The organism is Actinocrispum wychmicini (assembly GCF_004345645.1).
GTDB lineage: Bacteria > Actinomycetota > Actinomycetes > Mycobacteriales > Pseudonocardiaceae > Kibdelosporangium > Kibdelosporangium wychmicini.
On the sequence record NZ_SLWS01000005.1, the window covers coordinates 657,511 to 684,040 of the forward strand.

Sequence of the window (26,530 nt, forward strand, 5' to 3'; positions counted from 1 at the left end):
ACCTGCGGCGAGGGCATTCCCAAGGCCAGGTAGGGCTCGAGTGGTGGGGGTGGCTGCTGGTCGGGAGTTGCGGGTGGCGGCGGGAACTGGTGGGTGTGGGTGGCTGAGTTGTCGGGCAGGGGTGGGTGGTAGCCCCAGCTGGCTGAACTCGTGGCGACAGCGGCAGGTCAGGTGGGCCCGGGTGGTGAGGTGGTTGGTCGGGCGCTGCGAGCGATGGCGGAATTGGTGGGTGCGGGTGGTTGAAGTGGTGGGCAGGGGCGGCGGATCCGGAGATCGTGGGCGACGCGTTGCTCGCGGCGCTGGCGGCCAACCGGTCCGCGGAGTTGGAGCGGGGTGTCAGCCAGTTTGGTATGGCCGGTGGTTGGGCTTTGGGGATGGGTGGTGGCCGATGTGGGGAGTGGTCGGTAGTGGACTGGCCAGGTGGTGTGGTGGGTGTGGCAGGTGAGTGGACCCTGGCCAAGGTGGGAGTGGTGCGTGTGTGGGCCTGGCCAGGTGCGTGAGTGGGTTTGGCCAAAGTGGATGTGGCGGGTCACTGGGGCCCGGCCAGGTGGGTGTGGCGGGTCAGTGGGCTTGGCCAAGGTGGGAGTGGTGCGTGAGTGGGCCTGGCCAGGTGGGTGAATGGGCCTGGCCAAGGTGGGTGTGGTGGGTGAATGGGCCTGGCCGGGTGGTTGTAGTGGGTCAGTGGGGCCTGGCCGGGTGGATATGGCGGGTCACTGGGGCCCGGCCAGATGGGTGTGGTGGGTGAGTGGCTTGGCCGGATGGGGGTGTTGCGCCAGTGGGCCTGGCCAGGTGCGTGAGTGGGCCTGGCGAGGTGGGTGAATGGGCTTGGCCAAAGCGGTTGTGGTGGATGAGTGGGCCTGGCCGGGCTGGGTGTGGCGGGACAATGGGGCCTGGCCAGATGGATGTGGTGGGTTAGCAGGGCTTGGCCGGGTGGGTGTGGTGGGTTAGTGGATTTGGTCGAGGTGCATGCTGGCGTAGGAACGCCAGGGGCTCCAGGATTCTGAGCCGGCTGTTTCGGACAGCATGATGTCTGGGGCGCCTAGGACTCTCATCAGGATGTAGTTTGTCGTCTTTTGTTTTACGCCGTAAGAATTCAGGGTTTCGGTGAGGGTTTGGGGGTCTGAGCCGACGTGGATGTCGAGGGTTCCGTTGGCGATTGCGGTGGCTACTGCTTGCGGGGTTCCGGTGGTGTTTTCCGCTATCGCTTTCGCGGTGGGGAAGAGGGTGGTCAGTTCTCCGTCGGGTTGGGGGAGGGGGTCGCCCAGGTTGATCAGGGTTTCTTGGGGGACCAGGGTTTTCAGGAGGGTTTCGGTGCCGTCGACGCTGCCCGGCAGGCGCAGGCCCGGTCTGTTCGCGACCAGGGGGGCGAGTTGGGGGTCGGTGGCGAGGGCTTCGTCGACCGCGCAGGGATCGGCGTCCAGGTCGAACAGGCGGCGGAGGCGGGCGACGGCGCTGCCCAGGTCACGCATGTCCGACAGCCTCAGGGTGCAGTCGATGTGGTCGGGCATGGAGATCAGGCGGGCGGTGGCTGTGCCGTGGGGGAGGCGGAGGGTTCGGGCGTACCTGTCGGTGACCGATTCGACTCCGGGGAGGGCTTCCCGGCGGAAGAAGTCGAGGAGGCCGGCGGCGTCGAACGGCTTTCGGAAGGCCAGGCGGAGGCTGACTTTCCCGGCTGCCGCCGTGGGGCGGCGGCGGTGGGCACCGACGCGTAGTTGGGTGGGCGTGGCGGCGAAGACCGCGCGGATCGTGTCGTTGAACTGGCGGATGCTGGCGAAACCCGAGGCGAACGCGATGTCCGCGAAGGGCATGTTCGTGGTTTCGATGAGCAGTCGGGCCGAGTGGGCGCGGTGCGCGCGGGCCAGGGCGAGGGGGCTGGCGCCCAGCTCCGCCATGAGCATCCGGGTGACGTGCCGTTCCGAGTAGCCGAGGCGGGTGGCGAGGCCGGTGACGCCTTCCCGCTCGACCACGCCGTCCGAGATCAGTCGCATGGCGCGTCCGGCCAGGTCGGCGCGGAGATTCCACTCGGGTGAGCCGGGCACCGCGTCGGGCAGGCAGCGGCGACACGCTCGGTAACCGGCTGCTTGCGCGGCGGCCGCTGTGGCGTAGAACTCGACGTTCCTGCGCTTCGGGGTGGTCGCCGGGCAGGACGGACGGCAGTAGATCCCGGTGGTGCGGACCGCCAGGATGAACTGGCCGTCGAAACGTGCGTCCCTGGCGGCGACGGCCCGGTATCCGCGTTCGGTGTCGACGAGCATGATCCGAGGCTACGTCCGGTCCGGCACGTCGACTAGCGGGAATCAGACATGGGGCTGCGGGGGAAATGACCAGGGCAGGGTGCACATAGACTCGTGGCCGTGAGCCTCACCCTCGGTATCGTCGGCCTGCCCAACGTCGGCAAGTCGACCCTGTTCAACGCGCTGACCAACAACGACGTGCTGGCGGCCAACTACCCGTTCGCGACGATCGAGCCGAACGTGGGCGTGGTGCCGCTGCCGGACCCCCGGCTGGACAAGCTCGCCGAGCTGTTCTCGTCCGAGCGGACCGTGCCCGCCGTCGTGTCCTTCGTGGACATCGCGGGCATCGTCAAGGGCGCGTCCGAGGGCGCCGGGCTGGGCAACAAGTTCCTCGCCAACATCCGCGAGGCCAACGCGATCTGCCAGGTCATCCGGGTGTTCGACGATCCGGACGTGGTGCACGTCGACGGCCGGGTCGACCCGGCTGACGACATCGAGACGATCAACACCGAACTCATCCTCGCCGACCTGCAGACCCTTGAGAAAGCGTTGCCACGCCTGGAGAAGGAGGCACGCACCAGGAAGGAGGCCAGGCCGGCATTGGACGCCGCGCAGCAGGCCCAGGCGATCCTCAACGAAGGCCGGACCCTGTTCGCCGCCCGTAAGGAGATCGACCCGGCGCTGCTGCGTGAGCTGAGCCTGCTCACCCTCAAGCCTTTCCTGTACGTGTTCAACGCCGACGAGACCGTCCTCGGCGACCCGGACCGCCGCGCCGAGCTGGCCAAACTCGTCGCCCCGGCGGACGCGGTCTTCCTCGACGCCAAGGTCGAGGCCGAGCTGCTGGAGCTGGACGAGGAATCCCGCCGCGAGCTGCTGGAGTCGATCGGCCAGGACGAGCCCGGCCTGTACTCCCTGGCTCGCGCCGGCTTCCACACCCTGGGCCTGCAGACGTACCTCACCGCCGGCCCGAAGGAGTCCCGGGCCTGGACCATCAAGCAGGGTGACACCGCGCCTCAGGCGGCCGGCGTGATCCACACCGACTTCGAACGTGGGTTCATCAAAGCCGAGGTGGTCTCTTACGACGACCTGGTCGAAGCGGGGTCCATGGCTGCGGCCAAGTCGGCGGGCAAGGTCCGCATCGAGGGCAAGGACTACGTCATGGCCGACGGCGACGTGGTCGAGTTCCGCTTCAACGTCTAGTGCGGAGTTCCCTCGGCGGCGGGTGATCCTGTTGGATGTGAACAAGTCTGGCGGCACTGTCCAGGTGGGACTAGCCTCTCCGGCGGAGCAGTCCGACGACTGAGAGGCGGCGGCTATGAGTGGCCGTGTCGTTCATTTCGAGATCCCGTTCGAGGACGGTGACCGGGCGCGCGAGTTCTACCGGGAGGCGTTCGGCTGGAACCTCATGGTGATGCCTGAGGTCAGCTACACGATGGCGGCGACCGGACCCATGAACGAGCAGGGTAGGACGACTGAACCCGGGTACATCAACGGCGGCATGTTCGACCGGAGCCTCGGTGACGCCGCCGGCCCGGTGGTCACCATCGAGGTCGACAACGTCGACGACGCCCTCGCCACGATCGAGAAGCTGGGCGGGACCACGGTCGCCGGCCGCACCGCGGTCGGGGACATGGGCTTCTCCGGCTACTACAAGGACACCGAAGGCAACATCATGGGCCTCTGGGAGACCGCGCGCCAGGTCTAGGGGCCGACGCCACCGCGGAAACGTCCGAGTTCAGGGCGTTCCGCGGCGACGCCGTGGTTACCCGGCGAGTGCGTCCAGCACGGTGTCGATCTCGGCGGCGAGAGCGACGTCCTTCGAGGTCAGCCCGCCCGCCGAGTGGGTGCTCAGGTGGAACACCAGGGTCCGCCACCGGATGTCGATGTCCGGGTGGTGGTCGTCGTTCTCCGCGATCTCCGCGACCCGGTTCACCACCTGGATCGCCTGGACGAAGGAAGCCAGCTCGGCGGAACGCACCAGGGTCGCCCCGTCCCGGCGCCAGCCGGGCAGGTGGCTGAGGGCGTCGTCGATCTGGTCTTCGGTGAGCAGTTCGGCCATCCGTCAATAGTGCATCTATGCTCAATGTTCTGCCACGGGAGTCCGGTCGTGCCGGGCTGAGAGGAGAGCAACCAGCTCTCGACCGTACGAACCTGATCCGGGTCATGCCGGCGCAGGGACGGGAGGACGGATGTTTCGACGCGCTGTCGTCGCGTTGGTGCTGGTCACAGCGGGGTGTTCGTTGTCAGGCGGGGACAGCCAGCCGGCTGACGTCACCTTGGTCACCCACGATTCCTTCACGGTACGCAAGGAGTTGCTCGACGAGTTCCAGAAGACCACCGGGATCAAGGTCGACGTCCGCAAGACCGGGGACGCCGGCGCGTTGACCAACCAACTCGTGCTGACCAAGGCGAACCCGATCGGCGACATCGCGTACGGGGTGGACAACACGTTCGCCTCCCGCGCCTTGCAGGAGAACGTGTTCCAGCCGTACCAGAGCCCGGACGCCGCCAACGGCCCACAGCGCTACCAGGCGGACGGCAGCAACCGGCTCACCGCGGTCGACGTGGGCGACGTCTGTGTGAACGTGCACACGGCCGGGTTGAAGGGTGTGCCTGAGCCCAAGACGTACGAGGACCTCGCCGACCCCAAGTACAAGGACATGCTCGTCGTCGAGAGCCCGGCGACCAGCTCACCCGGCCTGGCGTTCCTGTTCGGCACGGTCAAGCACTTCGGGCCGAGCGGCTGGCAGGACTACTGGAGGAGGCTGAAGGCCAACGGCGTCCAGGTCGTCGACGGTTGGGAGGTGGCGTACAACCAGAGCTTCTCCGGCACCGGCAAGGGAACCAGGCCGGTCGTGGTGTCCTACGCGTCGTCACCGGCCGCGACCCCGGGCACCAGGGCTTTGCTGGACACGTGTTACCGGCAGATCGAGTACGCGGGTGTGCTGACCGGCGCGAAACACCCTGACCAGGCCAAGAAGGTCCTGGACTGGCTCATTTCCCAGCAGTTCCAGGCCGAGGTCGCCGACCAGATGTACGTCTACCCGACGCGGGACGGCGTGGCGCTGCCGGACGCGTGGAAGCAGTCCGCGCCCTTGCCGACGGACGCGCCCGCGCTGTCCTCGGACGAAGTCCAGCAGAACCGGGAGAACTGGGTCAACCAGTGGCGTTCGCTCGTCCAAGGGTAGGCGGTGTCCTGGTGGCGTTGGTGCCACTGGGATTCCTCACCTTGTTCTTCGCATGGCCGGTGGTCGCGATCATCGGCCTCGGCCTGCGCGGCAACGTCATCGACACGCTCGCAGCCGCGGACACCTGGCGGTTGGTGGGGTTCACGGTCGGGCAGGCAGCGGCGGCAACGGTGGTCGCCCTGCTGGCCGGGATGCCGTTGGCGTTCCTTCTCGCGCGCACGAGGTTGCCTGGATTGAGGCTGGTCAGGGCGGTGATCCTGGTGCCGTTCGTCCTGCCGACGGTGGTGGTCGGGCTGGCGTTCCGGTCGCTGATGCCGGACGGCGGGGTGTTGTCCATCGTCCTCGCCAACAGTTTCTTCAACGTCGCCGTGTTCGCGCGGACCGTCGGCGGCATGTGGTCCACTGTGGACAGACGGGCCGAGGATGCCGCGCGTGCCCTCGGAGCCACCAAAATAAGGGCGTTCACATCGGTGACGTTGCCCGCGCTCGCCCCGGCGATCGGGTCCGCCGCTGCCGTGGTCTTCCTGTTCTGCTCCACGAGCTTCGGCGTCGTGCTGATCCTGGGCGCGGCCCGGTTCCGCACCCTGGAGACCGAGATCTACCTGCGTACGGTCCAGCTGTTCGACCTGCCCGGCGCGGCCGCCCTGTCGCTGCTGCAACTGGCTGCCGTGATCACGGCGTTGACGATCGGCGCGATCGCCAGGCGCCGCAGGGAAGCGGCGGTGAAACGTCGGGCGTCGCAGGCACGCAGGCCGGTCGGCGGCGAGTGGATTGTCGTGGGGTTGGCGTACGGTGTGGTCGCACTGCTGTTGACACCCATCGTGAGCCTGGTCGGCCAGGCCAGTTGGGCCGGTTTTCGCGCGCTCGGCGGGACCGGGCATGACAACAGCCTGGAAGTGTCCGGTGTGGACGCTGTGGTGAACTCGCTGCGGACGGCCACGGACGCGACCGTCCTCGCGATGGTTCTCGGCGTCCTCTCGGCCATTGCGCTGACGCGGCTCAAACGGACCGTCGAGGTGATGGACGTGGCCATGATGCTCCCGCTCGGAGTTTCGGCGGTCACGGTCGGCTTCGGCTACCTCGTCACGTTGGACGCGCTGCCCGGCGACCTGCGGACGTCACCGCTGTTGGTGCCGTTGGCCCAGGCCATCGTGGTCACCCCGCTGGTTGTCAGGGTCCTGGTGCCGGTGCTGCGGTCGATCGACGACCGGCTCAGACAGGCCGCCGGCACCCTCGGCGCGAGCCCGTGGCGGGTGTGGCGCGAGGTTGACCTGCCGCTCGCCAGTCGGGCGCTGGTCACGGCCGCCGCGTTCGGCTATGTCGTGGCGCTCGGCGAGTTCGGGGCGACGAGTTTCCTGGCCAGGCCGGACCGGCCGACCCTGCCGGTGGCGATCGGCCGCCTGATTTCGCGGCCGGGCGAGCTGAACAACGAGATGGCGTACGCCGCGTGCACGCTGTTGATCGTCGTCACCGTAGCGGTCGTCGTGCTGGTCGAACGGTTCCAGACGGCCGTGGGGGAGTTCTGATGGCGCTGCGGATCCGGCACCTGAATGTCCATTTCGGACCGACCAGGGCGGTGGACGACGCGGGTTTGGACGTCGCGGACGGCGAGGTCGTGGCGCTGCTCGGGCCGTCCGGCTGCGGCAAGTCGACCCTCCTGCGGTCCGTCGCCGGCCTGGAACCGGCGGCGACCGGCGAGATCAGGTGGGACGAGGAGGACCTGACCAGGACACCCGTCCACCAGCGCGGCATCGGCCTGGTGTTCCAGGACGGCCAGCTGTTCCCGCACCGGGACGTCGCCGGGAACGTCCGCTTCGGCCTGCGGATGCACAGGATCCGGCCGACCGAGCCGCGGGTGGACGAGCTGCTGGACCTGGTGGGCCTCAAGGGATACCGGCGCAGGCGGGTCACCGACCTGTCCGGCGGTGAACAGCAACGGGTCGCGCTGGCCAGGGCGTTGGCGCCGAAACCCCGGCTGCTTCTGCTGGACGAACCGTTGTCCGCGCTGGACCGCGTGCTGCGTGAGCAACTCGCGTTGGACCTGGCCAGGCTGCTGCGCAAAGCCGGCACGTCCGCCCTGGTGGTCACGCACGACCACGACGAGGCGTTCACGTTGGCGGATCGGGTGGCGTTGATGCGAGAAGGTCGGATCGTGCAGACGGGCACGGCCGAGGACGTGTGGCGCAACCCGGTCGACGAGCCGACCGCGACCTTCCTCGGCTGCGGCCTCATCCTGGACGCGCACGTCCGCGACCACACGGTCACCTTCGAGCTGGGTGAGATCGAACTGCCAGGAACGCGGGACGGCGTCGCGAAGATCGGTCTACGGCCACACGCCCTCCTCGCCGACCCCGACGGCCCGATCAGCGGCGAGGTGAGCGGCCGGGTACACCGACGCGACCACGTCCGTCTGCTGGTGAAGGTCGGCCACCGCGAGGTGGACGCGGTCGCGAGCATCGCCACCGCGCCCGAACCCGGTCAGACTGTGCGGCTGCGGATCGACCCGGACGGGCTAGCCGTCCTTGGTGACCATCCGGGCCAGCGCGAGTGAGTAGCCGATCACCAGGTAGCAGACCGCTCTCAGCAGACCGATGACCAGGTCGCCGCTGGGCATCGGATCCCGCACGACGTCCACGATGGACTCCCAGCTGGTGGTGATCAGGAACGGCTGCAGCCAGTCCAGCGCCGGGATCTGGCTGAGCAGGCCGAACATGAACAACCCGCCGATCACCGACGCCATCACCAGCAGCGGGTGCTCGGTGGACGCGGACACAGCGAGCGCGACCGCGCCGATCGCCCACATCTGCACCACGACCCACGCCGTGCCGATCAGCACCCGCCACAGGCCCTCACCCACCGGCAACGTCGTCCCGGAGACCGTCACCAGACTGCCCGTGCCCGCGATGACCAGCCCTGTCACGTACGCGATCAGCGCGGTCATCAACGTCGCCACCAGGGACACCACAGCCACGCCGAACGCCTTGATGGCGAGCAGGCGGACCCGGCTGATCGGCGCCAGCAGCAGGTTGCGCAACGTGCCGTTCGACGCTTCGCCGGCGATCGCGTCCGACGCCGCGATCGTGGTCCCCAACGGCAGGAAGAACACCATGGTCGTGGACAGCACGATGATCGGCAGCATCAGGGCGTTGCCGGCGACCGCGGCCACGATCGTCTGGCTGCCGTTGGCCCGGATCGGTGAGTCGATCAGCTGGGTGCCGATGCCGAACACGATCGGGTACAACGCCAGCAGACCCAGCAGGATCAACGTGCGGGGCCGGCGGAAGATCCACCGCAGCTCGGAGCGCAGCAAGCGGCTGACAGGCGCCTTGGTCGGAGTGAACAGTGGGGCGGCGGTGTCAGTCATGGCTGTCATGACGCCTCCGTGAGCTGCGCGAACAAGTCCTCCAGGCCGGTGCGCTGCCGGTGTACCTCGTACACGGGCACGTCGGCGCGGACCAAGGTCGCCACCACCTCGGGCGCGGTCGTGGACGTCAGGTCGACCAGCAGGCCGTCCGGCGTTGCGCGAGCAGGGATCTTGTTGTCCCGCAAGGCGTTCACCGCCGACTCAACCGATGGTGTGGACACCAGCAGGCCCGCGTTGCCGGACTCCAACAGGTCCGTCAACTCACCCTGGGCGACCACGGATCCCTGGTGCAACACGGCCACATGCGTGCACGTGGCCTCCACTTCGGACAGCAGGTGCGACGACACCAGCACGGTCGTCCCGGCCGCGTGCAGGTCCGCGATCACCGACCGCACCTCCCGCGTCCCGGCCGGGTCCAGGCCGTTCGTGGGCTCGTCCAGCACGACGAACCGCCGGGGCACCAACAGCGCCGCGGCCAGCCCCATCCGCTGCTTCATGCCGAGCGAATACCCGCGGTACCGGCGGTTGGCCGCCGCGGCCAGGCCGACGCGTTCCAACGCCTGGTCGACCGCGGTGGGGATCTCCGCCGACCGCAGCAACGGCTCGGCCGCGGCGCACCGCAGCAGGTTCTCCCGGCCGGACAGGAACGGGTGGAAACCCGGCCCCTCCACCAACGCCCCGACCTGCGGCAACACCGACGCGGCCGCGTCCGGCATGGGGGCGCCGAACAGTTCGATCTCGCCTGCCGTCGGCGTGGTCAGCCCGAGCAGCATGCGGATCGTGGTGGTCTTGCCGGAGCCGTTCGGCCCCAGCATCCCCAACACCGCGCCCTCGGGCACGTCAAGGTCGACGTGGTCGACCGCGACCGTCGTGCGGTACAGCTTGCGCAGCCCGCGTGTCCGAGCCGCCAAAGACGGGGTGGGCGCCGCCTCGGCGACGCCCACCCCGGATGTTCCAGCTGATGTCACTTCACCTGTCCGAGCGCTTCGACAAGCACCTGCTCCGGCACCGCGCCGACCGCCACCCGGCCGTCGTCGGTCACCAGAGCGGTGGCCACCTTGGTGGTGAAAAGGTACCCGGTGCCGTACGGGCCGGAGACCTGCTTGCCGAACTGCTTGAGCAGCGCGGTCATGTCGAAGCCCTTGCCGCGGCCGTCGCCGGCCTTGCCGAGCATGCCGCTCAGGTCACCCGGCAGCTTGGCCACCAGCGTGGTGTCCCAGCCGTCGCCGACCGTCTGCGCGTGCAGGCTGGTCAGCAGGTCGCCGATGCCCTTGTTCATGTCGGCCTTGCTCGGCTTGTCCGCGTCCGAGTGCTCTTTGACCGTCGCGCCCTGCGGCGGTGTGAACTTGAACAGGTTCGGGTCCTGCGCGCCGACCTTGAACTCGCTGAACTCGACCTTGAGCGCCGGGTCGGACTGGCCGTTGGCCAGCACCTCCGCGCGCAGCGGCAGCCGGGTCTCCGAGTCGACCGCGAGCCGCAGTTCACGCAGCAGCGTGCGCTCGGTCGGCTTCGGGGTCACGACCAGCTCGTACGCCGGCCGGGACGCCACCCGCGCGGTGCCGTCGACCTTGACGTCGCTGTACTGGCGGACCAGGCTCAGCAGGTCCTTGCCGAAGGTGGCCGGGTCCTCGCCGTTCGGCAGCTTGTCCGGCGTCTGGTTCGGGGTCGACTTGGTGACGGTGTTCTTCGCCGAGTCCCAGGACCAGAACGTGGTGCCGTCGTAGATGTAGGTCTTCTCCGACGCCTTGCTCGGCAGGGTCGCCCGGTAGTGGCCCTGGCCGTCGGCGTACACCGACGCCGAGCCGAGGCCGTCCTGCAGCAGCTTGATCGGCAGGCCGAGGTTCTCGCTGGCCTGCACCTTGCCCGACAGTGCCGGGATCTTCGCCGTCGCGACCGACTGGACGAGCTCGTCCGCGCTGATCTTCGACAGCGAGGGCGGCGGCTCGTTGGCGCCGGCTGGCATGGCCAGCGCGCCAAGCCCGATCACGCCGGCGAGCACCCCTGCCCCCGCGACGGTCAGGACCGTCTTCTTGGTGTTCATCGGTCATCTCCCCGAATCAGTCTCCAGTGAATGCTCCCGTGGCACAGAGACTGCCCGGTGGCACCTGAGACGGGGCTGAGAGGCTGAGAGAAAGCTCAGAATATCCTGCCGGTTCGCTGTCGGCCGGGCATGCTGTTGCGGGTGAGACCTCGGGTGTTGGTGGTGGACGACGAGCCTGGCGTGCGCCGGGCGTTGCAGCGTGGCCTGACCGCGGAGGGCATGGACATCGTGGTGGCCGCGGACGGCCCCAGCGCACTTCAGGTCGCGCGGACCGGGGCGTTCGACGCGATCCTGCTGGACATCATGCTGCCCGGCCTGTCCGGCTACCGCGTGCTGCAGGCGCTGCGGGCCGAGGGGGTACGCACCCCGGTCCTGTTGGTGTCCGCCAAGGACGGTGAGATCGACCAGGCCGACGGGCTGGACCTGGGCGCGGACGGCTACCTGGTGAAACCGTTCTCGTTCGTGGTGCTCGTGGCCCAGGTCCGCGCGCTGCTGCGGCGCGGCGCGGCCGAGGGGTCCGGACAGCGGCTGCGGCTGGGGGATCTCGTGGTGGACCGCGCGACCCGCCAGGTCAGCATGTCCGGGGAGCCGGTCGCGTTGTCGCCTCGGGAGTTCGCGGTGCTGGACGTGCTCGCCAGCCGAGCCGGGTCCGTGGTGACCAAGGACGAGCTGCTCCGGACTGTGTGGGGTGACGAGCAGGCAGCTACGCGCAACGCCGTCGAGGTGTACGTGGGGTACCTGCGGCGCAAGTTGGACGCCGTGGGCGCGGGTTCGATCGTGCGGACCGTGCGTGGCCACGGATATCTCGCGTCGACAGGCGAGATAGACGCAGTGATGGGCCAGTGAGCGTACGCACGCTCTGGTTGCGGCGCAGTGTCCGGTTCCGCATCACGACCATGGCGACGGTGGCGACCCTGGCCATCCTGCTCGCGCTGGCGACGTGGACCGGCCGGAGCATCGGATCACTGCTGATCAACTCCACCGACAACGAACTCAGGCCGATCATGCAGACCGCGGTCACGGACGTCTCAGCCGGCCGCCTACCCCACTCGGACACGCCGTACGTGCAGGTCAGGGTGCTGGATACGGCCGGAACGCCGGTCGACGGCCAACCGCCGCCGGAGTTGGACGACCGCGACGTGAGCGTACTGAAGGCGGGCGAACCGATCACCCGGTTCCGGGCCGACCTGCCGATCCGTTGGGTCGGGACCGTGGCGACCGCGCCGGACGGTTCGCAACGGCTCGTCGCCGCCGGTATCGGCCTCGCCGGGTACACGCAGGCGCAGCGCAACGGGGTGAACTGGCTGCTGCTGGCGGCTGTGTTGGGCGCGGTGGCGACGGGGATCGCGACGTGGTTCTCGGTTCGTTCGTCACTGCGTCCGGTGGAACGGATGCGGCTGGACGCGACTCGGCTGCCGGCGGGGGAACGATTGCCGTTGCCCGATTCGGACGACGAGCTGCGGTCGCTGGCGGGCGCGTTGAACGGGTTGCTGGCGCGCCGGGACGAGGCGACCGAGCGGCTGCGGAAGTTCACCGGGGACGCCGCGCACGAGCTGCGGTCGCCGGTGGCGTCCATCCGGGTGCAGGCCGAGGTGGCCGTGGCCAACCCGGATCCGGAGCTGTCCCAGGAAGTTCTCGGCGAGATCGTGCGCGAGTCCGAGCGACTGTCCACTTTGGTCGACGGGTTGCTCACCCTGGCCCGGTCGGACGCGGGCGAACTGCCCACGGCGCAACCGGTCGACCTGGTGGCCGCGGCCGAGGCGGCGGTGTCCCGGTCCGCGTCCACGCACGTCACGTTGCAGGCGCCGACCGGATCGGCCTGGGTGCAGGCCGCGCCGACCGAGGTGGACCTGGTGCTGGACAACCTGCTGCGCAACGCCAAGCTGTACGCGCGGGCGCAGATCACCGTGTCCGTGTTGCCCGCGGGCGGGTTCGTGCGGCTGATCGTGGACGACGACGGGCCTGGGATCGCGCCGGAGCACCGGGAGAAGGTGTTCGACCGGTTCTACCGTGTCCAGGACGACCGGGCGAGGCAGACCGGGGGTTCCGGTCTGGGCCTCGCCCTGGTCGCCGAGGTGGTCCGCCGGCGGGGCGGAACGGTCATGGTCACGGGGTCGCCGGACGGCGGCGCCCGCTTCCAGATCCGGTGGAAATCACTCTGAGGTGATCCGCACGGCCCCGCTGGGGCACAGGGTAACGGCTTGGCGGACGGCCGGCTCCTCGCCGCCGTCCGGCTCGGGGTGCAGGACCTGCACGATGCCTTCGTCGTCCTGGTCGAACACCTCGGGCGCGGTCAGCACGCACATGCCGGCGCCCACGCACACGTCCCGGTTACCTTCTACTCGCATGCTTCTCTCCTACCACGGTTCGCGGCCCAGTGGCCCTTCGGCGGTCATCACCATGCGACGGGCAGCGAGTTCACGCCCTGAATGGTCGCGGCCGGCCGCAGCGTCAGGTCGGCCACCGCGACGTCCAGCCGGAGCGTCGGGATCCGCCTGAACAACGCCGGCAGCGCCAGTTCCAGTTCCATCCTGGCCAGGTTCTGGCCGAGACACTGGTGCACGCCGTAGCCGAAGGCCACGTGGTGGCGGGCCGGCCGGGTGATGTCGAAGCTGTCCGGGTCGGCGAACACCGACGGGTCCCGGTTGGCCAGTGAACTGGTGATGACCAGGCCGTCGCCGGCCTTCACGGTGACCCCGCCGATCTCGATGTCCTCGGTGGCGATCCGGCTCGGTCCAGCGTCCACAATGGACAGGTAGCGCAGTAGTTCCTCCACGGACGTCGCCGCGGCCGCCGGGTCGGACTTCAGCAGCGCCAGCTGGTCCGGGTGGTCCAGCAGCGTGATCACGCCGAGCGACAGCATGGACGCGGTGGTCTCGTGCCCGGCCAGCAACAGGACCATGGCGTTGATGGCCAGGTCCTCCTTGCTGAGCTGCCCGGTGGCGACCTGGTCCGCCTTCAACCGCGCGATCAGTCCGGGTGGCGGGTCCATGGCCAGTTCGGCCAGGTAGCCGACCAGCGCGACGCGGGCCACCCGGACGTCGTCCGACGTGCCCTGGACCAGCAGCCGGCTGTGTTTCTGGAAGAACTCGTGGTCCGCGTACGGCACACCCAGCATGTGGCAGATCACCATGGACGGGACGGGCAGCGAGAAGTGCTCGACCAGGTCGGTCGGTGATCCCGCGGCCAGCAGCCCGTCGATCGCGTCGTCGACCACCGCGACGATCTTCGGCTTGAGCTCCTTGAACCGCCGGACGGTGAACTCGGAGATCATCATCCGCCGGATCCGGTTGTGCTCCGGGTCGTCCATGGCCAGGAACGTGGGCTTCGCCTCGGTGAGGCCGGCGAACCGCTCGGAGACCGTCGGGAACCCGTCGCGCCGCCGGTCCGCGGACACCCGTGGGTCGGCGAGGAGTTGACGGGCTTCGGCGTGTCCGGTGACCGTCCAACACTCCAGCCCGTTCCACAGTGTCACGCGCTGCAACGGCGGTCCTTCGCGCATCGGCTCGTACGCTGGTGACGGGTGGTATGGACAGGTTCGCGCCTGTGGATATTCCGGTGCTTGCGTCATCGATTACCCCCTGTAAGAAACTTTCCGTCCTCTATCATGGCCCTGTTGAATAGAGAACGCAACGTCTCTTAGGGAAGGACTCTAAGCTGTCAGCCGTGCAGGTGGACCACCGCAAGGGGCCACGCCGCCGAGGCGAGGTCCTGGAGGAAGCGATCATGCGGGCCGCCCTGGCCGAGTTGGCCGAGGTCGGCTACGTGGGCGTGAGCATGGAACGGATCGCCGGCCGGGCCCGGACCAGCAAAGCCGCCCTCTACCGGCGGTGGCCCGACCGGGCGCACCTGATCGTGGACGCGTACCTGAGGTTCGTCGTGGACGACGTCGACATCCCGGACACCGGGTCGCTGCGCACCGACGTGATCCTGCTGTTGCGCCAGCTCACCGACCTGGTCGGCTCACCCGTGATCCAGATGCTGCACGGCCTGTTGGCCGACGCGGGCGACAACGGCGAGCTGCGCAAGGTCATCCGTGAGCAGGTGACCCACCTCAAACCGATGTTGATGCGCGAGATCCTGGAACGCGCCGAGGCCCGCGGCGAACTGCGTGGGAAGGTGACCGCGCGCCAGGCCACCGTCCCGATCGACCTGTTGCGTGGCGAGATCCTGTTGCGGGACGGCGTCGTGTCGGACGCCACCATCGCGGAGATCGTCGACGAGGTCTTCCTGCCCCTGGTGCAAGCCTGATGCCCGTCCTGCGCGCCACCGCGCTGGCGCACGCCCCGGCCCGGACCGTCACAGGCGCCCTGATCGAACTCGCCGCCCGCCGCGCCCACCTGGTGTCCGTGGCGGACTTCACGGTCGAAGCACTGTTGCCGCGTGAGCCGTTCCGCGCGGCGCGACTGACCGGACAGTGCGCGCAGACAGCCGCGGGCACGTTGGTGACGTGCTCGTTCTCCTGGGTCGGCGGTGTCGTGGACGCCATGCTGACGCGTACGTCGGTGCTGTCCATCGCGACCTCGCTCGCCGAGGGCGCCAAAGCACGGGCCGAGGCCCTTGCGGACGCGCCCGTCGTCGTGGGCACGGTCATCGTCCGGGACCGCCGGATCCTGGCTCAACAGCGGGCTTTCCCGGACAGCGTCGCCGGGCTGTGGGAACTGCCGGGCGGCCGGGTCGAACCGGGCGAGACCGACGCGGACGCCGTCCACCGGGAGTGCGACGAGGAACTGGGGGTCGGTGTCCAACCGGGCGAGCGGGTCGGCCCGGACGTCGTCCTGCCGAGCGGCAAGCTGTTGCGGATCTACCGGGGCACGATCCCGGCCGACGCGACCCCGGTGGCCAGGGAGCACAAAGGACTCCGCTGGCTGCGCCGGGACGAGCTGACCGACGTCGAGTGGCTGCCGGCCGACCGGATCCTGCTGGACTGCCTGGTGGACTTGCTCTGAAACGTCCGCCAGGCTTCGCCGCCACCAGGAGGGGGCCGCCGGTTGGGCGGCCCTTCGAACACGCGGTCAAGATGACAGGCGGTCGCGCATAAAGAACGCGTATATGCCGGAATGTTTCGGCGCTTGAAGTCGCGCGCCGGGCGTACCGTAATTGGCATGTATATCGTGATGCTGGCGTACACCGCACCCCGGGAAGAGATCGACTATCTGCTTCCCGATCATATCGAGTGGCTCACCAGGCACTACGACGCCGGGCACTTTCTCTGCTCGGGCCGCCAGTCGGGGGAGCTCGGCCGCGTGATCATCACCCGGCCGATGCCGCGCGGGAAGTTGGAGGCCATGCTGGCCACGGATCCGCTTGACCTGGCGAAGATGGTCCGGCACCAGGTGGTCGAGTTCGAGGCCACCCGGACCGCGCCGGAACTGTCCAGGGTCAACGAGGCACTCGCCAGCTGAGCGGAACACTTTCGGTCAGTATCGAAACTGCCCGGATCGACCCGCTGCCGGTCCGGGCCCGGCCCCGAGAACAATGCCGGATTTGACTATTCTTTTAATCTTTACGTGGGTTATTCATTCGCACCGTGCGGATGCACGTGCACAATGTGTTCGTGACATGCGTTCTGGTGACTCCGTGGTGGCGCTCCCGCACACCGCGTGATGCGAATCCGGCCGGCGGCACGGAGCCCACAGCCATCCTTGACTGGCGTCATCCCCTGGTCGACGCGTACGTCTCGGGCGTGCGCGGCCAAGAACCCCTGACGCTCCTGCGCTCCGCGCACACCCTGATCGCCGCCGGTGTCCGTCCTGTGTACGCCGTGAACGACACACAGCCGGTGTCGCGAACGCTGCGTCGCGGTCGTGGTTCGTGCAGTCAGCGTCTGGCCGTGCTGGAGGCGGTGGCGCGGGCTTCGGGCATCCCGACCCGCGTGCGTGGCCTGCTGGTGGACGGCAGGTTCTGGGGTCCGCGGTTCCCGCGGGTGAAGTTCCTGGTGCCCAGGCACGTCGTGCTGGCGTGGCCGGAGTTCCTGGTGGGCACGGGATGGATGCCGGTCACCGAGCTGTTCGGCGACGTGGCCACGCTCAGCTGCGCGGTCGGCGGCGGGTTCACCAACGCGGACGGTGAGACGTTGTTCGACGCGTTGGCGCGCACCGCGGTCGACTGGGACGGGGTCAGCTCGTCCTGTGACCTGTCCGCCTCGGTGGTCGCGGACCTGGGACGGTTCGGCTCGCGGGACGAACTGTTCGCCGCACATGGACAGACCCTGTGCCCGGGGATCAGGATCGCGGCCGACCCGATGATGAGCCGCTGGAGTCCAGGCCGTGGCCCAGCGCGGCACTAGGCGGCGAGCTTGGCCTTTGCCTTGCGCAGGGCCAGGACCGGACACTTCCCGCACCTGCTTGACGAGCGGCAACACTTCTTCTTGACCTTGCCGGCCTTCATCAGGCGACGGACCCGTTCGGCCGGGGTCTCGTCGCGTCGGTCCTTCTTCTTGTGCTTCTTGCCCACTCGCGCTCCAGGTCGTCCGACGAACCTGGTTTAGGTTAGGCAAACCTTCCTTGATCGTCCTGTGGGGCTGGTCACAGGTGATCCCAAGGTACCCTTTGAACCGGGCCTGGGCAGCAGGGAAGCTGCGGGCCTTCCTCCAGACACCATTCACCTAGGGGAGCACGCGCGTGCCCGCATCAGCCACTGCCAGCAGGACCAGGACGGACCTGCGCAACGTAGCAATCGTGGCACACGTCGACCACGGCAAGACGACGCTGGTCGACGCCATGCTGCGGCAGTCCGGCGCGTTCGCCGCGCGCGCCGAGCTGGTCGACCGGGTGATGGACTCCGGCGAGCTGGAACGTGAGAAAGGCATCACGATCCTGGCGAAGAACACCGCTGTGCGGCGCACCACACCGGACGGTGTGGTGACCATCAACGTGGTGGACACCCCGGGCCACGCGGACTTCGGCGGCGAGGTGGAGCGCGGCCTGGCCATGGTGGACGGCGTGCTGCTGCTGGTCGACGCCAGTGAGGGCCCGCTGCCGCAGACCCGGTTCGTGCTGCGCAAGGCGCTGGCCGCGGGCCTGCCCGTGGTGCTGGTGGTGAACAAGGTGGACCGCCCGGACGCCCGGATCGCCGAGGTCGTCGACGAGGCCCACGACCTGCTGCTGGACCTGGCCGGCGACCTGGAGCTGGAGGACCTGGACAGCGTCCTGGACCTGCCGGTGGTGTACGCGTCCGCGCGCGCCGGCCGGGCCTCGCTGACCGCGCCCGCCGACGGCGGACTGCCCGACAGCGAGAACCTCGACCCCCTGTTCGACGTGCTCATGCGGCACATCCCGGCGCCGACCGGCGACCCGGACGACAAGCTCCAGGCGCTGGTGACCAACCTGGACGCGTCGTCGTTCCTCGGCCGGATCGCGCTGTGCCGGATCCACGCCGGCCGCCTGCGCAAGGGGCAGACGGTCGCCTGGTGCCGCGCGGACGGCAGCGTCGAGCGGGTCCGGATCGCCGAGCTGCTGGTCACCGAGGCCCTCGACCGGGTGCCCGGCGAGCTGGCCGAAGCCGGTGACCTGGTGGCCATCTCCGGCATCCCGGAGATCACGATCGGCGACACCCTGGCCGACCCGGACGACCCCCGGCCGCTGCCCCGGATCACGGTCGACGAGCCCGCGATCGCCATGACCATCGGCGTGAACACCTCGCCGCTGGCCGGCCGCAACGGTGGCACGAAGCTCACCGCGCGGGTGGTCAAGGCCCGGCTGGACGCGGAACTGGTCGGCAACGTGAGCGTGAAGGTGCTGCCCACCGAACGGCCGGACACCTGGGAGGTTCAGGGCCGTGGCGAGCTGGCCCTCGCGATCCTGGTGGAGACCATGCGCCGGGAGGGCTTCGAGCTGACCGTCGGCAAGCCGCAGGTGGTCACCCGGACCATCGACGGGCGGCTCTGCGAGCCCTTCGAGCACCTGACGATCGACGCCCCGGAGGAGCACCTGGGCGCGATCACCCAGCTGCTCGCGTCCAGGAAAGGCCGGATGGAGCACATGGGCGGCCACGGCACGGGCCGGATCCGCCTGGAGTACGTGGTCCCGGCGCGTGGCCTGATCGGCTTCCGGACCGAGTTCCTGACCGAGACCCGCGGCACCGGGATCGCGAACCACGTGTTCGAGGGCTACCACCCGTGGGTCGGCGAACTGCGGACCCGGCACAGCGGGTCACTGGTGGCGGACCGCACCGGCCCGATCACCGCCTACGCCATGATCCAGCTCGCCGACCGGGGGACCTTCTTCGTCGAGCCGGGCCAGGACTCCTACGAGGGCATGGTGGTGGGCGAGAACCCGCGGGCCGAGGACCTGGACGTGAACGTGGCGCGCGAGAAGAAGCTGACCAACATGCGGTCCTCCACCGGGGACGAGCTGGAACGCCTTGCCCGCCCGCGAAAGCTGGGGTTGGAGGAGGCGCTCGAGTTCTGCGCCAGCGACGAGTGCGTGGAAGTGGCGCCGCAGGTGATCCGGGTCCGCAAGCTGATCCTGGACTCCACCCAGCGGGCTCGGGCCCGTTCCCGGGCGAAAACCCAGGGCTGACAAAGCAAGCCCGCTTCGACGAGTCCATAAAGGACAATGGTCGCCGGCCGACGGCCGGCGACCGGGAAAACCGCTCGCCCCGACCTGGAGCAGAATGGCAGCATTCGACCAGAGGGGAGGTCGTGGCGTGCGGATCGTCATTGCCGTGGTTCTTGGGCTCGCGCTGGTGGCCGGGTGCACGAACACGCCGCCTCCGCCTGTCGTGGGCACGGTCATACCGAGCGCCGCGCCGGTCAAAGCCGACGAGGTCGTCGTCGGTGTGGACAGCGTCGTCGGCGGGTACAACCCGCATGTCCTGGCCGACCAGTCGACGGTCACCACGGCTCTGTCCACAATGCTGCTTCCGTCGGTCTTCCGGCCCGCGCCGGACGGCACGCCGGAGCTGGACCGGACAGTCATGGTGTCCGCGGCCGTCACGAAGTCCGAGCCGTACACCGTCACGTACCGGATCCGCACCGACGCCGCCTGGTCGGACGCGTCGCCCGTGGCCGCCGAGGACTTCGTGTACCTGCGGGAACGGATGCGGGACGAGCCCGGGACCCTGGATTCAGCCGGATACCGGCTCATCTCGGACATCAAGAACGAAGAAGGCGGCAAGGTCGTCCAGGTCACGTTCGCGCAGCCCTATCCCGGGTGGCGGTCGCTGTTCGACTCGTTGCTGCCGGCACACATCCTCAAGGACGCGCCCGGCGGCTGGGACCAGGCGTTGGAGAGCGGGTTCCCGGCCACCGCCGGCCCGTTCTCGATCAAGACGATGGACATGTCGCGCGGCGACATCGTGCTGGAACGCAACGAGCGCTACTGGGCGAAGCCGGCGGTCGTCGGGAGCGTGATCCTGCGCCGCACCGACCCGCCTGGGCTCGTCGAGGCGCTGCGCACCGGGCACGACTCGTTGGTCGTTGCCCGAATGGACCAGGCCGGGGTCAGTCAGCTGACCGCGCTCGGCAGCAAGGTGACGGTTCAGGCCGCGCGCCGGCCGACGGTACTCACCATCCTGCTGCGGCCGACCGGACCGGACCTGGCCGACGAACGTGTTCGGCAGGCGCTCGTGAAGATGCTCGATCGGGACGCTTTGCTCAAAGCCGGCACCGGCGGTGGCGCGGCCGCGGACGCCAAGGCGGACAGCCTGACGTTGGCGCCGTCACAGCCGGGATACGCCCCGACCGGCCCGCCAGGGCACGATTCTCTCGCCGCCCAACAGACACTCACCCAAGCCGGTTACAGCCTTGTCGGGAGCGTCTGGACCCGCGAGGGACGCCCGCTGAGCGTGACGCTGGGCACACCGGCCGACAAGGAGCCGTATCTCAGCGTCGCCAAGGAGGTGGAGCGGCAGCTGACCGCGGGCGGGGTACAGGTCAAGCTCGTCACCCCACCGGCACACCAACTGCTCAAACCGGGCAGCGACGCCACCATCCTGGTCGTGCCCCAGCCGGTCGGCCCCGACCCGGCGGCCACGCTGGCGTCGACTTTCTCCTGTCCGGCGGCGAAAAGTCCGAACTCGTCCGTGGTCCCGCCGGCGAACCTCCTCGGCTTCTGCGACCGGACGTTGCAGCCGACCATCGACGCCGCCCTCACCGGGTCGAAGTCACTGTCCGGGGCGATCACGATTCTGGAGCCGCAACTGCTGAGCCAGTCGGTCGCCGTCCCTGTGTTCCAGTTGGCCGATTCGGTCGCCGTCCGGTCGGAGTTGTCGGTCGAACAACCCACAGCACCCCTCAACGCGCCGTTCGCCACCGCGGCCACATGGCAGCGCAATCCCAAATGACCTAATGGCACGCTCTGTGCCGCATTGAACACGATTAAGTACCCGCCGGTAACGGACGGGTTGCCGACTGCTATCAACGTGTCACCCTTTGGTCACGATCGGCCTCCCACCGGTGACCACGGATGGTTTGGGTTCCTAGCGTTCTCCGGCAGTGCGCCGGCCGATGGCCGTTGGGCGCGCCTCAGGAGTTACGGGTGCTCGGCAAGCGGAGATCGGCTTGCCGAGGAACCCTGTGCTAGGAGGGCACGTGTCAATGAGGAGATCAAAGGCAGTCTCCGCGATTGCGCTCGCCGCCGTGGCGACGATGGTATTGGGGGCTTGCGGTTCCGGTACCGGCAACCAGGCCGGTGGCGGCAACGAGCAGCAACAAAACCAGAAGCCTGGCGAGATCGGCGCCCAGGACCAGGTGTACAAGCGGCCCAAGGTGAACGACGCGGGCGACGTCACGATCGCGGTGGAGGAGAACTACCGCGACTACAACAACTTCATCGGCGCCACGAACAGCCAGGCCAGCACGCGGGTCGGCAACATCACGATCCCGTCGCCGTACGTCGGTGTCTACACCAACGGCCAGATCCTGCCGGAGATCGACGGCGACCTGATGGAATCGGTCAAGGTCGTCTCGCCGGACCCGCAGGTGGTCGAGTACAAGTTCCAGAAGGCCGCGGTGTGGGAGGACGGCTCCCCGATCGGCTGCACGGACATCTACCTCGGCTACGTGGCGCACGGCCTCGCGTCGGACAAGTTCGACTCGGAGAAGACCGGCTACGAGGACATCTCGAAGGTCGAGTGCAAGGACGACAACAAGACCGCGACGCTGACGTTCGGCAAGAAGTTCGCCGACTACCGCGGCCTGTTCTCCAGCATCGGCAACAACGGCCTGCTGCCCGAGCACGTGCTGAAGGCCAAGACCGGCGTGGACGTCACCCAGATCACCAAGGACAACGTCGCGTCCAAGGCCGCCGACATCGACAAGGCGTCGAAGTTCTACACGACCGACTGGCAGAAGCACGACCCCTCGGTCGCGGTGTCCGGTGGCCCGTACCGGGTGAAGACCACGGACCTGCGGGACACCACGGTCCTTGAGCGCAACCCGAAGTGGTGGGGCAACCCAGGTGGCCCGGCGACCATCACGCTGCGCACCAACACCAACGCGCAGTCCGCGTCGCAGCAGCTGCAGAACAAGGAAGTCCAGGCGATCGACGTCCAGGCGGACGCGCCGACCGCGACCCAGCTCAGCAAGGTCTCCACGGTGAAGACCTTCGCGCAGGGTGGCCAGACCTACGAGCACATCGACTTCAACATGTCGAAGCCGCTGTTCAAGGACAACCCCGAGCTGCGCAACGCGATCGCCACCTGCATCAACCGGCAGGCGATCATCGACAACCTGATCAAGGACATCAACCCGAACGCCAAGCCGCTCGGCAACTTCATGTTCATGCCGAACGAGGCCGGGTACGAGGACCACTACAGCAACATCGGCAAGGGTGACGCGGACGCCGCCAAGAAGCTGATGGAGGGCGGTGGCTGGAAGCTCAACGGCGACGGCATCTACGAGAAGAACGGCACCAAGGCGTCGTTCACCCTCGGCTACAAGACAGTTGTTCGCCGCAACAAGACCTACCAGCTGGTCGCCGACTCGTGCAAGAAGGCGGGCATCCAGGTCATCAGCGGCCAGCAGGACTCGTTCAACGACGAGTCGCTGCCGAAGAGCAACTTCGACGCGGCGCTGTTCGCGTGGGTCGGCAACCTGGTGAAGTCGTCCTCGTACGCCAACTACGCGTCGCAGAGCGCCGGTGGGACGAGCAACTACGCCCTGTACTCCGACCCGGACATGGACAAGGCGTACGCGGAGGCCAACGCCAACCTGGACTTCAAGAGCCGGGTGGACCAGCTGAACAACGTTGACAAGATCATCGCCAAGGACATGTTCTCGGTCCCGCTGTTCCAGCTGCCGGACTACACCGCGTACGACGCCGGTTGGGGCGCGTCCGACGGAACCAAGGTCGGCGACCTGAGCTACGTCAACTTCGCAGGTGGCGTCACGTGGAATGTCTACGCATGGCAGAAGCGCCAGTGACCGTGGTATTCACTCCACACGCCGTCGTGTAACGGCTGTCACACCGCTGGGGGGCTGGTGCCAAGAGCGCCGGCCCCCTGGCGGTGTACCCGGAGCACCCTCGCCGGCCAGAAGCCGGTCGGAGGGCACCTTGAGGAGTTCGACGTGTTTCGCTACATCATCCGGCGAATCCTGATCACGATCCCACTGCTGATAGTGGGGTCTTTCCTGGTGTTCGCCCTGGTACAGGCGATGGGCGACCCACTCGGTGAGTGGCGCCTGCTACCGCCGCCGAAGTCCCCCGAGCAGATCGCCGCGGCACTGAACACGGCCGGCTACAACAAGCCGTTCTTCCCGCGGTACCTGGACTGGCTCGGCAGCTTCGTCACCGGCGACTGGAAGAAGGGCGTGGTGCCCGGCAGCAGCGCGTTCGGCCGGGACGTCAAGACCGAAGTCTTCCACGGGCTCGGGAACACCGCGCGGCTGGTTATCGGCGCGGAGATCCTGGCGCTGACGCTGGGTATGGCCATCGGTGTGCTGGGCGCGGTGCGCCAGTACTCCCTCACCGACTACGCGGTCACCGGCTGGGCCTTCGTGATGTTCTCGATGCCGGTGTTCTGCCTCGGCCTGATGCTCAAGAGCGTGGCCATTCCGCTGAACGACTGGTTCGAATCGCTCGGCACCGAGCGATGGCTGGTCACAGCCGGCCCGCCACCGGGCGGGTTCAGCGGCAGTGTCGGGCATCAGATAGTGCAGTACATCGGTGTGTTCCTGTTGCCGACACTCACGTTGCTGTGCATCCAGTTCGCGCTGTACAGCCGCTTCCAGCGGGCCTCGATGCTGGACGTGCTCAACCAGGACTACGTCCGAACGGCGCAGGCCAAGGGACTGTCCCAGTCCCGGGTGGTCTTCCGGCACGCCTACCGCAACGGGCTGATCCCGGTGCTCACCGTGTTCGCGGTGAACTTCGGGACGCTGATCACCGGCGCGGTGATCACCGAGACCGTGTTCGGCTGGTCCGGCATGGGGAAGCTGTTGATCCGCAGCATCACCGACAAGGAGCCCTACATGGTGCTCGGCGTGGTGATGGTGACCGCGATCAGCATCGTGTTCTTCAACCTGCTCGCGGACATCCTGTACGCCCGCCTTGACCCGAGGATTCGCCTTGGCTGACACCGGCATCGCCACCCCAGGCGCCAGGGGCGACGCCTCGGGTCTGGACATCGCGGCACCCCGCAAACAGTGGCAGGTCGTCCTGCGCCGGTTCTTCCGGCACCGGGCCGCCCTGTTCGGGCTCGCCATCTTCATCCTGCTCGTGCTGTTCACCCTGATCGGCGCGTTCAGCTGGAAGTACGACGCGGGCGACGTCGATCTGGGCCGCTACCTGTCGCCGTCCGCCGACCACCCGTTCGGCACCGGCGACATCGGCGACGACCTGTTCGCCAAGGTGATCCGGGGCACCGGCTACTCGCTGCGGATCGCCCTCATCGTCGCCGTCCTGAACACGTTCGTCGGTGTCGTGCTCGGCGCGCTGGCCGGCTACTACCGCGGCTGGGTGGACAGTTTGATCGGCCGGATCACCGACCTGGCCCTGTTCATCCCCGGCTTCCTGATCGCCGCCGTGCTGGCGCGCAGCACGTTCAACCTGGCCGAGATCCAGCAGGGCAAGGCCTCGAGCAACTGGCTGCAGGTCGCGATCATCCTGGGCCTGACCAACTGGACCACGGTCGCCAGAACGATCCGCGGAATGGTGTTGTCGTTGCGGGAGAAGGAGTTCGTCGAGGCCGCCCGCGCGTTGGGCGGTGGCCCGACCCGGGTCATCTTCCGGCACATCCTGCCCAACACGATGGACGTGGTGATCGTGAACGCGACCATCGCGGTGGCCCAGGCGGTTCTGCTGGAGGCGGCGCTTTCCTTTGTGGGACTTGGCGTCAAGTATCCGGACACGTCGCTGGGCCTGCTGATCAGCGACAACCAGAACGAGCTGCTCGTGCATCCGTGGCTGTTCTACTTCCCGTTCCTGTTCATCGTGCTCATCTCGCTCTCGGTCAACTTCGTCGGTGACGGCTTACGAGACGCGTTCGACCCACGCCAGAAGAGGGTGCGCGCATGACCGTCGACGTACTTTTCCCCGCGGAGGCGGCATCATGACCGACTTCGGAGACACCGCGTTGCAGGGCGCGCCGACGGACGTGTTGGCCACGGACTCGCGGCTGCTGGAGATCAATGACCTGTCGGTCGACTTCGGCACCGAGGACGGCGTGGTGCACGCGGTCCGGAACGTGTCGTTCTCGTTGGGCCGCAGGGAAGTGCTCGGGATCGTCGGTGAGTCGGGATCGGGCAAGTCGGTCTCGTCCATGGCGATCATGGGCCTGCTGCCCAAGACGGCCAAGATCACCGGGTCGATCAAGTTCCTCGGCGACGAGCTGGTCGGCCTGCCGTTCAAGAAGATGCGGCCGTACCGGGGCAACAAGGTCTCGATGATCTTCCAGGACCCGATGACCTCGCTGAACCCGGTGTTCACGGTCGGCTGGCAGCTGGCCGAGGCGTACCGGGCGCACCACGAGGTGTCCAAGGCCAAGGCGTGGGCCAAGGCCGTGGAAACCCTTGCGCTGGTGGGCATTCCGCAGCCGGACCGGCGGGCCAGGCAGTTCCCGCACGAGTTCTCCGGCGGCATGCGGCAGCGGGCCGTGATCGGCATGTCGATCATCAACGACCCGGAGCTGATCATCGCCGACGAGCCGACCACCGCGCTCGACGTGACCGTGCAGGCGCAGATCCTGGAGACCCTGCTGGAGATCCGGGACGAGACCAACGCGGCGATCATGATGATCACGCACGATCTCGGTGTCGTGGCCGGGATGGTCGACCGCGTGCAGGTGATGTACGGCGGCACGATCGTCGAGTCCGGCACGGTCTACGAGGTGTTCGAGGAGCCCCGGATGCCGTACACCGTCGGCCTGCTCGGGTCCATCCCGAACCCGGCGATGCTCGGCCGCAGGCTCACCCCGATCAAGGGCGCGCCACCGTCGTTGATGAACCTGCCCAGCGGGTGTTCGTTCTCGCCGCGGTGCCCGCTGGCGCTGGACGAGTGCACCGACCGCGAGCCGGAACTGCTGGAGATCGGCCAGTCCGGGCACAGCACCCGCTGTGTCCGCTGGCAGCACCTGTCCGGCCTCGACGAGCCGCGCAAGCTGTTCGTCAGTGACGAGATCGGCGTGATCGAGAACCCGGCGGTGCTGGTCGAGGCCATGCCGGACGTCGTGCAGGTCGAGGACCTCAGCGCGGCGGAGCTGGACGCGGTCGAGAAGCACCTGGAGGAACAGCGCGAGGAAGCCGAGGAGGCAAGCTCATGAC

At 68.3% G+C, this 26,530-nt stretch carries 26 protein-coding genes and 1 riboswitch; of the genes, 18 read left to right on the forward strand and 8 right to left on the reverse strand.

What is annotated here, in order from left to right; translation table 11 throughout:
- The first annotated feature begins 239 nt into the window (after positions 1–239).
- Positions 240–500, forward strand: a complete 261-nt coding sequence (locus EV192_RS25045) for a hypothetical protein (protein WP_132119367.1) — start codon at positions 240–242, stop codon at positions 498–500.
- Between the two features lie 444 nt (positions 501–944).
- Here EV192_RS25045 and EV192_RS25050 read toward each other — a convergent pair whose 3' ends face one another.
- Positions 945–2,255, reverse strand: a complete 1,311-nt coding sequence (locus EV192_RS25050) for a DNA-3-methyladenine glycosylase 2 family protein (protein WP_132119369.1) — start codon at positions 2,253–2,255, stop codon at positions 945–947.
- 99 nt (positions 2,256–2,354) lie between these two features.
- Here EV192_RS25050 and ychF point away from each other — a divergent pair, with 99 nt between their 5' ends.
- Positions 2,355–3,434: a redox-regulated ATPase YchF gene (ychF, locus tag EV192_RS25055; protein WP_132119371.1), complete on the forward strand. Its 1,080-nt coding sequence runs from the start codon at positions 2,355–2,357 to the stop codon at positions 3,432–3,434.
- Between the two features lie 115 nt (positions 3,435–3,549).
- Entirely contained in the window at positions 3,550–3,939 is a 390-nt protein-coding gene (locus EV192_RS25060) for a VOC family protein (RefSeq protein ID WP_132119373.1), read from the forward strand.
- Positions 3,940–3,996: 57 nt separating this feature from the next.
- On the opposite strand, the gene EV192_RS25065 is transcribed toward EV192_RS25060, so the two are convergent.
- Complete coding sequence (locus EV192_RS25065) at positions 3,997–4,293, reverse strand: 4a-hydroxytetrahydrobiopterin dehydratase (RefSeq protein WP_132119375.1); 297 nt, start codon at positions 4,291–4,293, stop codon at positions 3,997–3,999.
- 24 nt (positions 4,294–4,317) lie between these two features.
- A riboswitch (TPP riboswitch) is annotated at positions 4,318–4,430 on the forward strand.
- On the opposite strand from EV192_RS25065, the gene EV192_RS25070 reads away from it, so the two are divergent.
- The 3 genes from EV192_RS25070 to EV192_RS25080 all read left to right on the forward strand — a co-directional run bounded on the left by EV192_RS25070 (position 4,424) and on the right by EV192_RS25080 (position 7,973).
- Positions 4,424–5,422, forward strand: a complete 999-nt coding sequence (locus tag EV192_RS25070; protein ID WP_132119377.1) for a thiamine ABC transporter substrate-binding protein — start codon at positions 4,424–4,426, stop codon at positions 5,420–5,422. (Overlaps the previous riboswitch by 7 nt.)
- A 17-nt stretch (positions 5,423–5,439) precedes the next feature.
- Positions 5,440–6,948, forward strand: coding sequence for an ABC transporter permease (locus EV192_RS25075; RefSeq protein ID WP_132119838.1), 1,509 nt, complete (start codon positions 5,440–5,442; stop codon positions 6,946–6,948).
- Positions 6,948–7,973, forward strand: a complete 1,026-nt coding sequence (locus EV192_RS25080; RefSeq protein ID WP_132119379.1) for an ABC transporter ATP-binding protein — start codon at positions 6,948–6,950, stop codon at positions 7,971–7,973. The genes EV192_RS25075 and EV192_RS25080 overlap by 1 nt, the downstream gene beginning before the upstream one ends.
- Here the strand turns inward: EV192_RS25080 and EV192_RS25085 are convergent.
- From EV192_RS25085 to EV192_RS25095, 3 genes are read right to left on the reverse strand one after another with little or no spacing between them, the layout of a single operon-like run.
- A complete protein-coding gene (locus EV192_RS25085) occupies positions 7,935–8,795 on the reverse strand; it encodes an ABC transporter permease (RefSeq protein ID WP_132119381.1) in 861 nt (286 codons plus the stop codon). The two genes, EV192_RS25080 and EV192_RS25085, sit on opposite strands and share 39 nt — an antisense overlap.
- Entirely contained in the window at positions 8,792–9,754 is a 963-nt protein-coding gene (locus EV192_RS25090) for an ABC transporter ATP-binding protein (protein WP_132119383.1), read from the reverse strand. The genes EV192_RS25085 and EV192_RS25090 overlap by 4 nt, the downstream gene beginning before the upstream one ends.
- Positions 9,751–10,827, reverse strand: a complete 1,077-nt coding sequence (locus EV192_RS25095) for a LolA family protein (protein WP_132119385.1) — start codon at positions 10,825–10,827, stop codon at positions 9,751–9,753. Before EV192_RS25095 ends, EV192_RS25090 begins: the two co-directional genes overlap by 4 nt.
- A gap of 129 nt (positions 10,828–10,956) precedes the next feature.
- Here EV192_RS25095 and EV192_RS25100 point away from each other — a divergent pair, with 129 nt between their 5' ends.
- Together EV192_RS25100 and EV192_RS25105 are read left to right on the forward strand one after the other, a co-directional pair.
- Complete coding sequence (locus EV192_RS25100) at positions 10,957–11,673, forward strand: response regulator transcription factor (RefSeq protein ID WP_132119387.1); 717 nt, start codon at positions 10,957–10,959, stop codon at positions 11,671–11,673.
- Positions 11,674–11,723: 50 nt separating this feature from the next.
- Entirely contained in the window at positions 11,724–12,989 is a 1,266-nt protein-coding gene (locus EV192_RS25105) for a sensor histidine kinase (RefSeq protein WP_132119840.1), read from the forward strand.
- Here EV192_RS25105 and EV192_RS25110 read toward each other — a convergent pair.
- Both EV192_RS25110 and EV192_RS25115 read right to left on the reverse strand, forming a co-directional pair.
- Positions 12,981–13,175, reverse strand: coding sequence for a ferredoxin (locus EV192_RS25110; protein ID WP_132119389.1), 195 nt, complete (start codon positions 13,173–13,175; stop codon positions 12,981–12,983). The genes EV192_RS25105 and EV192_RS25110 overlap by 9 nt on opposite strands.
- A 47-nt stretch (positions 13,176–13,222) precedes the next feature.
- Entirely contained in the window at positions 13,223–14,329 is a 1,107-nt protein-coding gene (locus EV192_RS25115; protein WP_207926220.1) for a cytochrome P450, read from the reverse strand.
- Between the two features lie 164 nt (positions 14,330–14,493).
- On the opposite strand from EV192_RS25115, the gene EV192_RS25120 reads away from it, so the two are divergent.
- From EV192_RS25120 to EV192_RS25135, 4 genes are all read left to right on the forward strand, one after another.
- On the forward strand, positions 14,494–15,078 hold the full coding sequence (locus tag EV192_RS25120) for a TetR/AcrR family transcriptional regulator (protein ID WP_243727053.1): 585 nt from the start codon (positions 14,494–14,496) through the stop codon (positions 15,076–15,078).
- Positions 15,078–15,776: a (deoxy)nucleoside triphosphate pyrophosphohydrolase gene (locus EV192_RS57155; protein WP_341770894.1), complete on the forward strand. Its 699-nt coding sequence runs from the start codon at positions 15,078–15,080 to the stop codon at positions 15,774–15,776. Before EV192_RS25120 ends, EV192_RS57155 begins: the two co-directional genes overlap by 1 nt.
- Before the next feature lie 156 nt (positions 15,777–15,932).
- The gene (locus tag EV192_RS25130) at positions 15,933–16,232 is read left to right on the forward strand and encodes a YciI family protein (RefSeq protein WP_132119393.1); all 300 of its coding nucleotides are present in this window, start codon (positions 15,933–15,935) and stop codon (positions 16,230–16,232) included.
- 152 nt (positions 16,233–16,384) lie between these two features.
- A complete protein-coding gene (locus tag EV192_RS25135; protein WP_207926221.1) occupies positions 16,385–17,116 on the forward strand; it encodes a transglutaminase domain-containing protein in 732 nt (243 codons plus the stop codon).
- On the opposite strand, the gene EV192_RS54015 is transcribed toward EV192_RS25135, so the two are convergent.
- Entirely contained in the window at positions 17,113–17,283 is a 171-nt protein-coding gene (locus tag EV192_RS54015; protein WP_165960541.1) for a hypothetical protein, read from the reverse strand. The two genes, EV192_RS25135 and EV192_RS54015, sit on opposite strands and share 4 nt — an antisense overlap.
- Positions 17,284–17,450: 167 nt before the next feature.
- Between EV192_RS54015 and typA the strand changes: the two genes are divergently transcribed.
- The 6 genes from typA (at position 17,451) to EV192_RS25165 (ending at position 26,529) form a co-directional block, all read left to right on the forward strand.
- Positions 17,451–19,349, forward strand: a complete 1,899-nt coding sequence (gene typA, locus EV192_RS25140; protein ID WP_132119395.1) for a translational GTPase TypA — start codon at positions 17,451–17,453, stop codon at positions 19,347–19,349.
- A 127-nt stretch (positions 19,350–19,476) separates the two neighbouring features.
- Positions 19,477–21,114 carry an ABC transporter family substrate-binding protein gene (locus EV192_RS25145; protein ID WP_243727054.1) on the forward strand — a complete coding sequence of 546 codons (1,638 nt, stop codon included), beginning with the start codon at positions 19,477–19,479 and terminating at the stop codon, positions 21,112–21,114.
- Positions 21,115–21,418: 304 nt separating this feature from the next.
- Positions 21,419–23,194 (forward strand): ABC transporter family substrate-binding protein, encoded by a 1,776-nt coding sequence (locus EV192_RS25150; RefSeq protein WP_243727079.1) that lies wholly within the window; start codon positions 21,419–21,421, stop codon positions 23,192–23,194.
- A 144-nt stretch (positions 23,195–23,338) separates the two neighbouring features.
- Positions 23,339–24,346 (forward strand): ABC transporter permease, encoded by a 1,008-nt coding sequence (locus EV192_RS25155; RefSeq protein WP_132119401.1) that lies wholly within the window; start codon positions 23,339–23,341, stop codon positions 24,344–24,346.
- Positions 24,339–25,286 (forward strand): ABC transporter permease, encoded by a 948-nt coding sequence (locus tag EV192_RS25160; RefSeq protein WP_132119403.1) that lies wholly within the window; start codon positions 24,339–24,341, stop codon positions 25,284–25,286. The genes EV192_RS25155 and EV192_RS25160 overlap by 8 nt, the downstream gene beginning before the upstream one ends.
- Before the next feature lie 34 nt (positions 25,287–25,320).
- Positions 25,321–26,529 carry an ABC transporter ATP-binding protein gene (locus EV192_RS25165; RefSeq protein WP_132119405.1) on the forward strand — a complete coding sequence of 403 codons (1,209 nt, stop codon included), beginning with the start codon at positions 25,321–25,323 and terminating at the stop codon, positions 26,527–26,529.
- The last annotated feature ends 1 nt before the right edge of the window (position 26,530 follow it).

Bases quoted from the DNA above. Each gene is read 5' to 3' on its own strand.
- EV192_RS25050 (WP_132119369.1), bottom strand. From the start codon at position 2,255: ATGCTCGTCGACACCGAACGCGGATACCGGGCCGTCGCCGCCAGGGAC.
- EV192_RS25060 (WP_132119373.1), top strand. From the start codon at position 3,550: ATGAGTGGCCGTGTCGTTCATTTCGAGATCCCGTTCGAGGACGGTGAC.
- EV192_RS25065 (WP_132119375.1), bottom strand. From the start codon at position 4,293: ATGGCCGAACTGCTCACCGAAGACCAGATCGACGACGCCCTCAGCCAC.
- EV192_RS25070 (WP_132119377.1), top strand. From the start codon at position 4,424: ATGTTTCGACGCGCTGTCGTCGCGTTGGTGCTGGTCACAGCGGGGTGT.
- EV192_RS25080 (WP_132119379.1), top strand. From the start codon at position 6,948: ATGGCGCTGCGGATCCGGCACCTGAATGTCCATTTCGGACCGACCAGG.
- EV192_RS25085 (WP_132119381.1), bottom strand. From the start codon at position 8,795: ATGACAGCCATGACTGACACCGCCGCCCCACTGTTCACTCCGACCAAG.
- EV192_RS25095 (WP_132119385.1), bottom strand. From the start codon at position 10,827: ATGAACACCAAGAAGACGGTCCTGACCGTCGCGGGGGCAGGGGTGCTC.
- EV192_RS25100 (WP_132119387.1), top strand. From the start codon at position 10,957: ATGCTGTTGCGGGTGAGACCTCGGGTGTTGGTGGTGGACGACGAGCCT.
- EV192_RS25105 (WP_132119840.1), top strand. From the start codon at position 11,724: ATGGCGACGGTGGCGACCCTGGCCATCCTGCTCGCGCTGGCGACGTGG.
- EV192_RS25110 (WP_132119389.1), bottom strand. From the start codon at position 13,175: ATGCGAGTAGAAGGTAACCGGGACGTGTGCGTGGGCGCCGGCATGTGC.
- EV192_RS25115 (WP_207926220.1), bottom strand. From the start codon at position 14,329: ATGCGCGAAGGACCGCCGTTGCAGCGCGTGACACTGTGGAACGGGCTG.
- EV192_RS57155 (WP_341770894.1), top strand. From the start codon at position 15,078: ATGCCCGTCCTGCGCGCCACCGCGCTGGCGCACGCCCCGGCCCGGACC.
- EV192_RS25130 (WP_132119393.1), top strand. From the start codon at position 15,933: ATGTATATCGTGATGCTGGCGTACACCGCACCCCGGGAAGAGATCGAC.
- EV192_RS25150 (WP_243727079.1), top strand. From the start codon at position 21,419: ATGGTATTGGGGGCTTGCGGTTCCGGTACCGGCAACCAGGCCGGTGGC.
- EV192_RS25165 (WP_132119405.1), top strand. From the start codon at position 25,321: ATGACCGACTTCGGAGACACCGCGTTGCAGGGCGCGCCGACGGACGTG.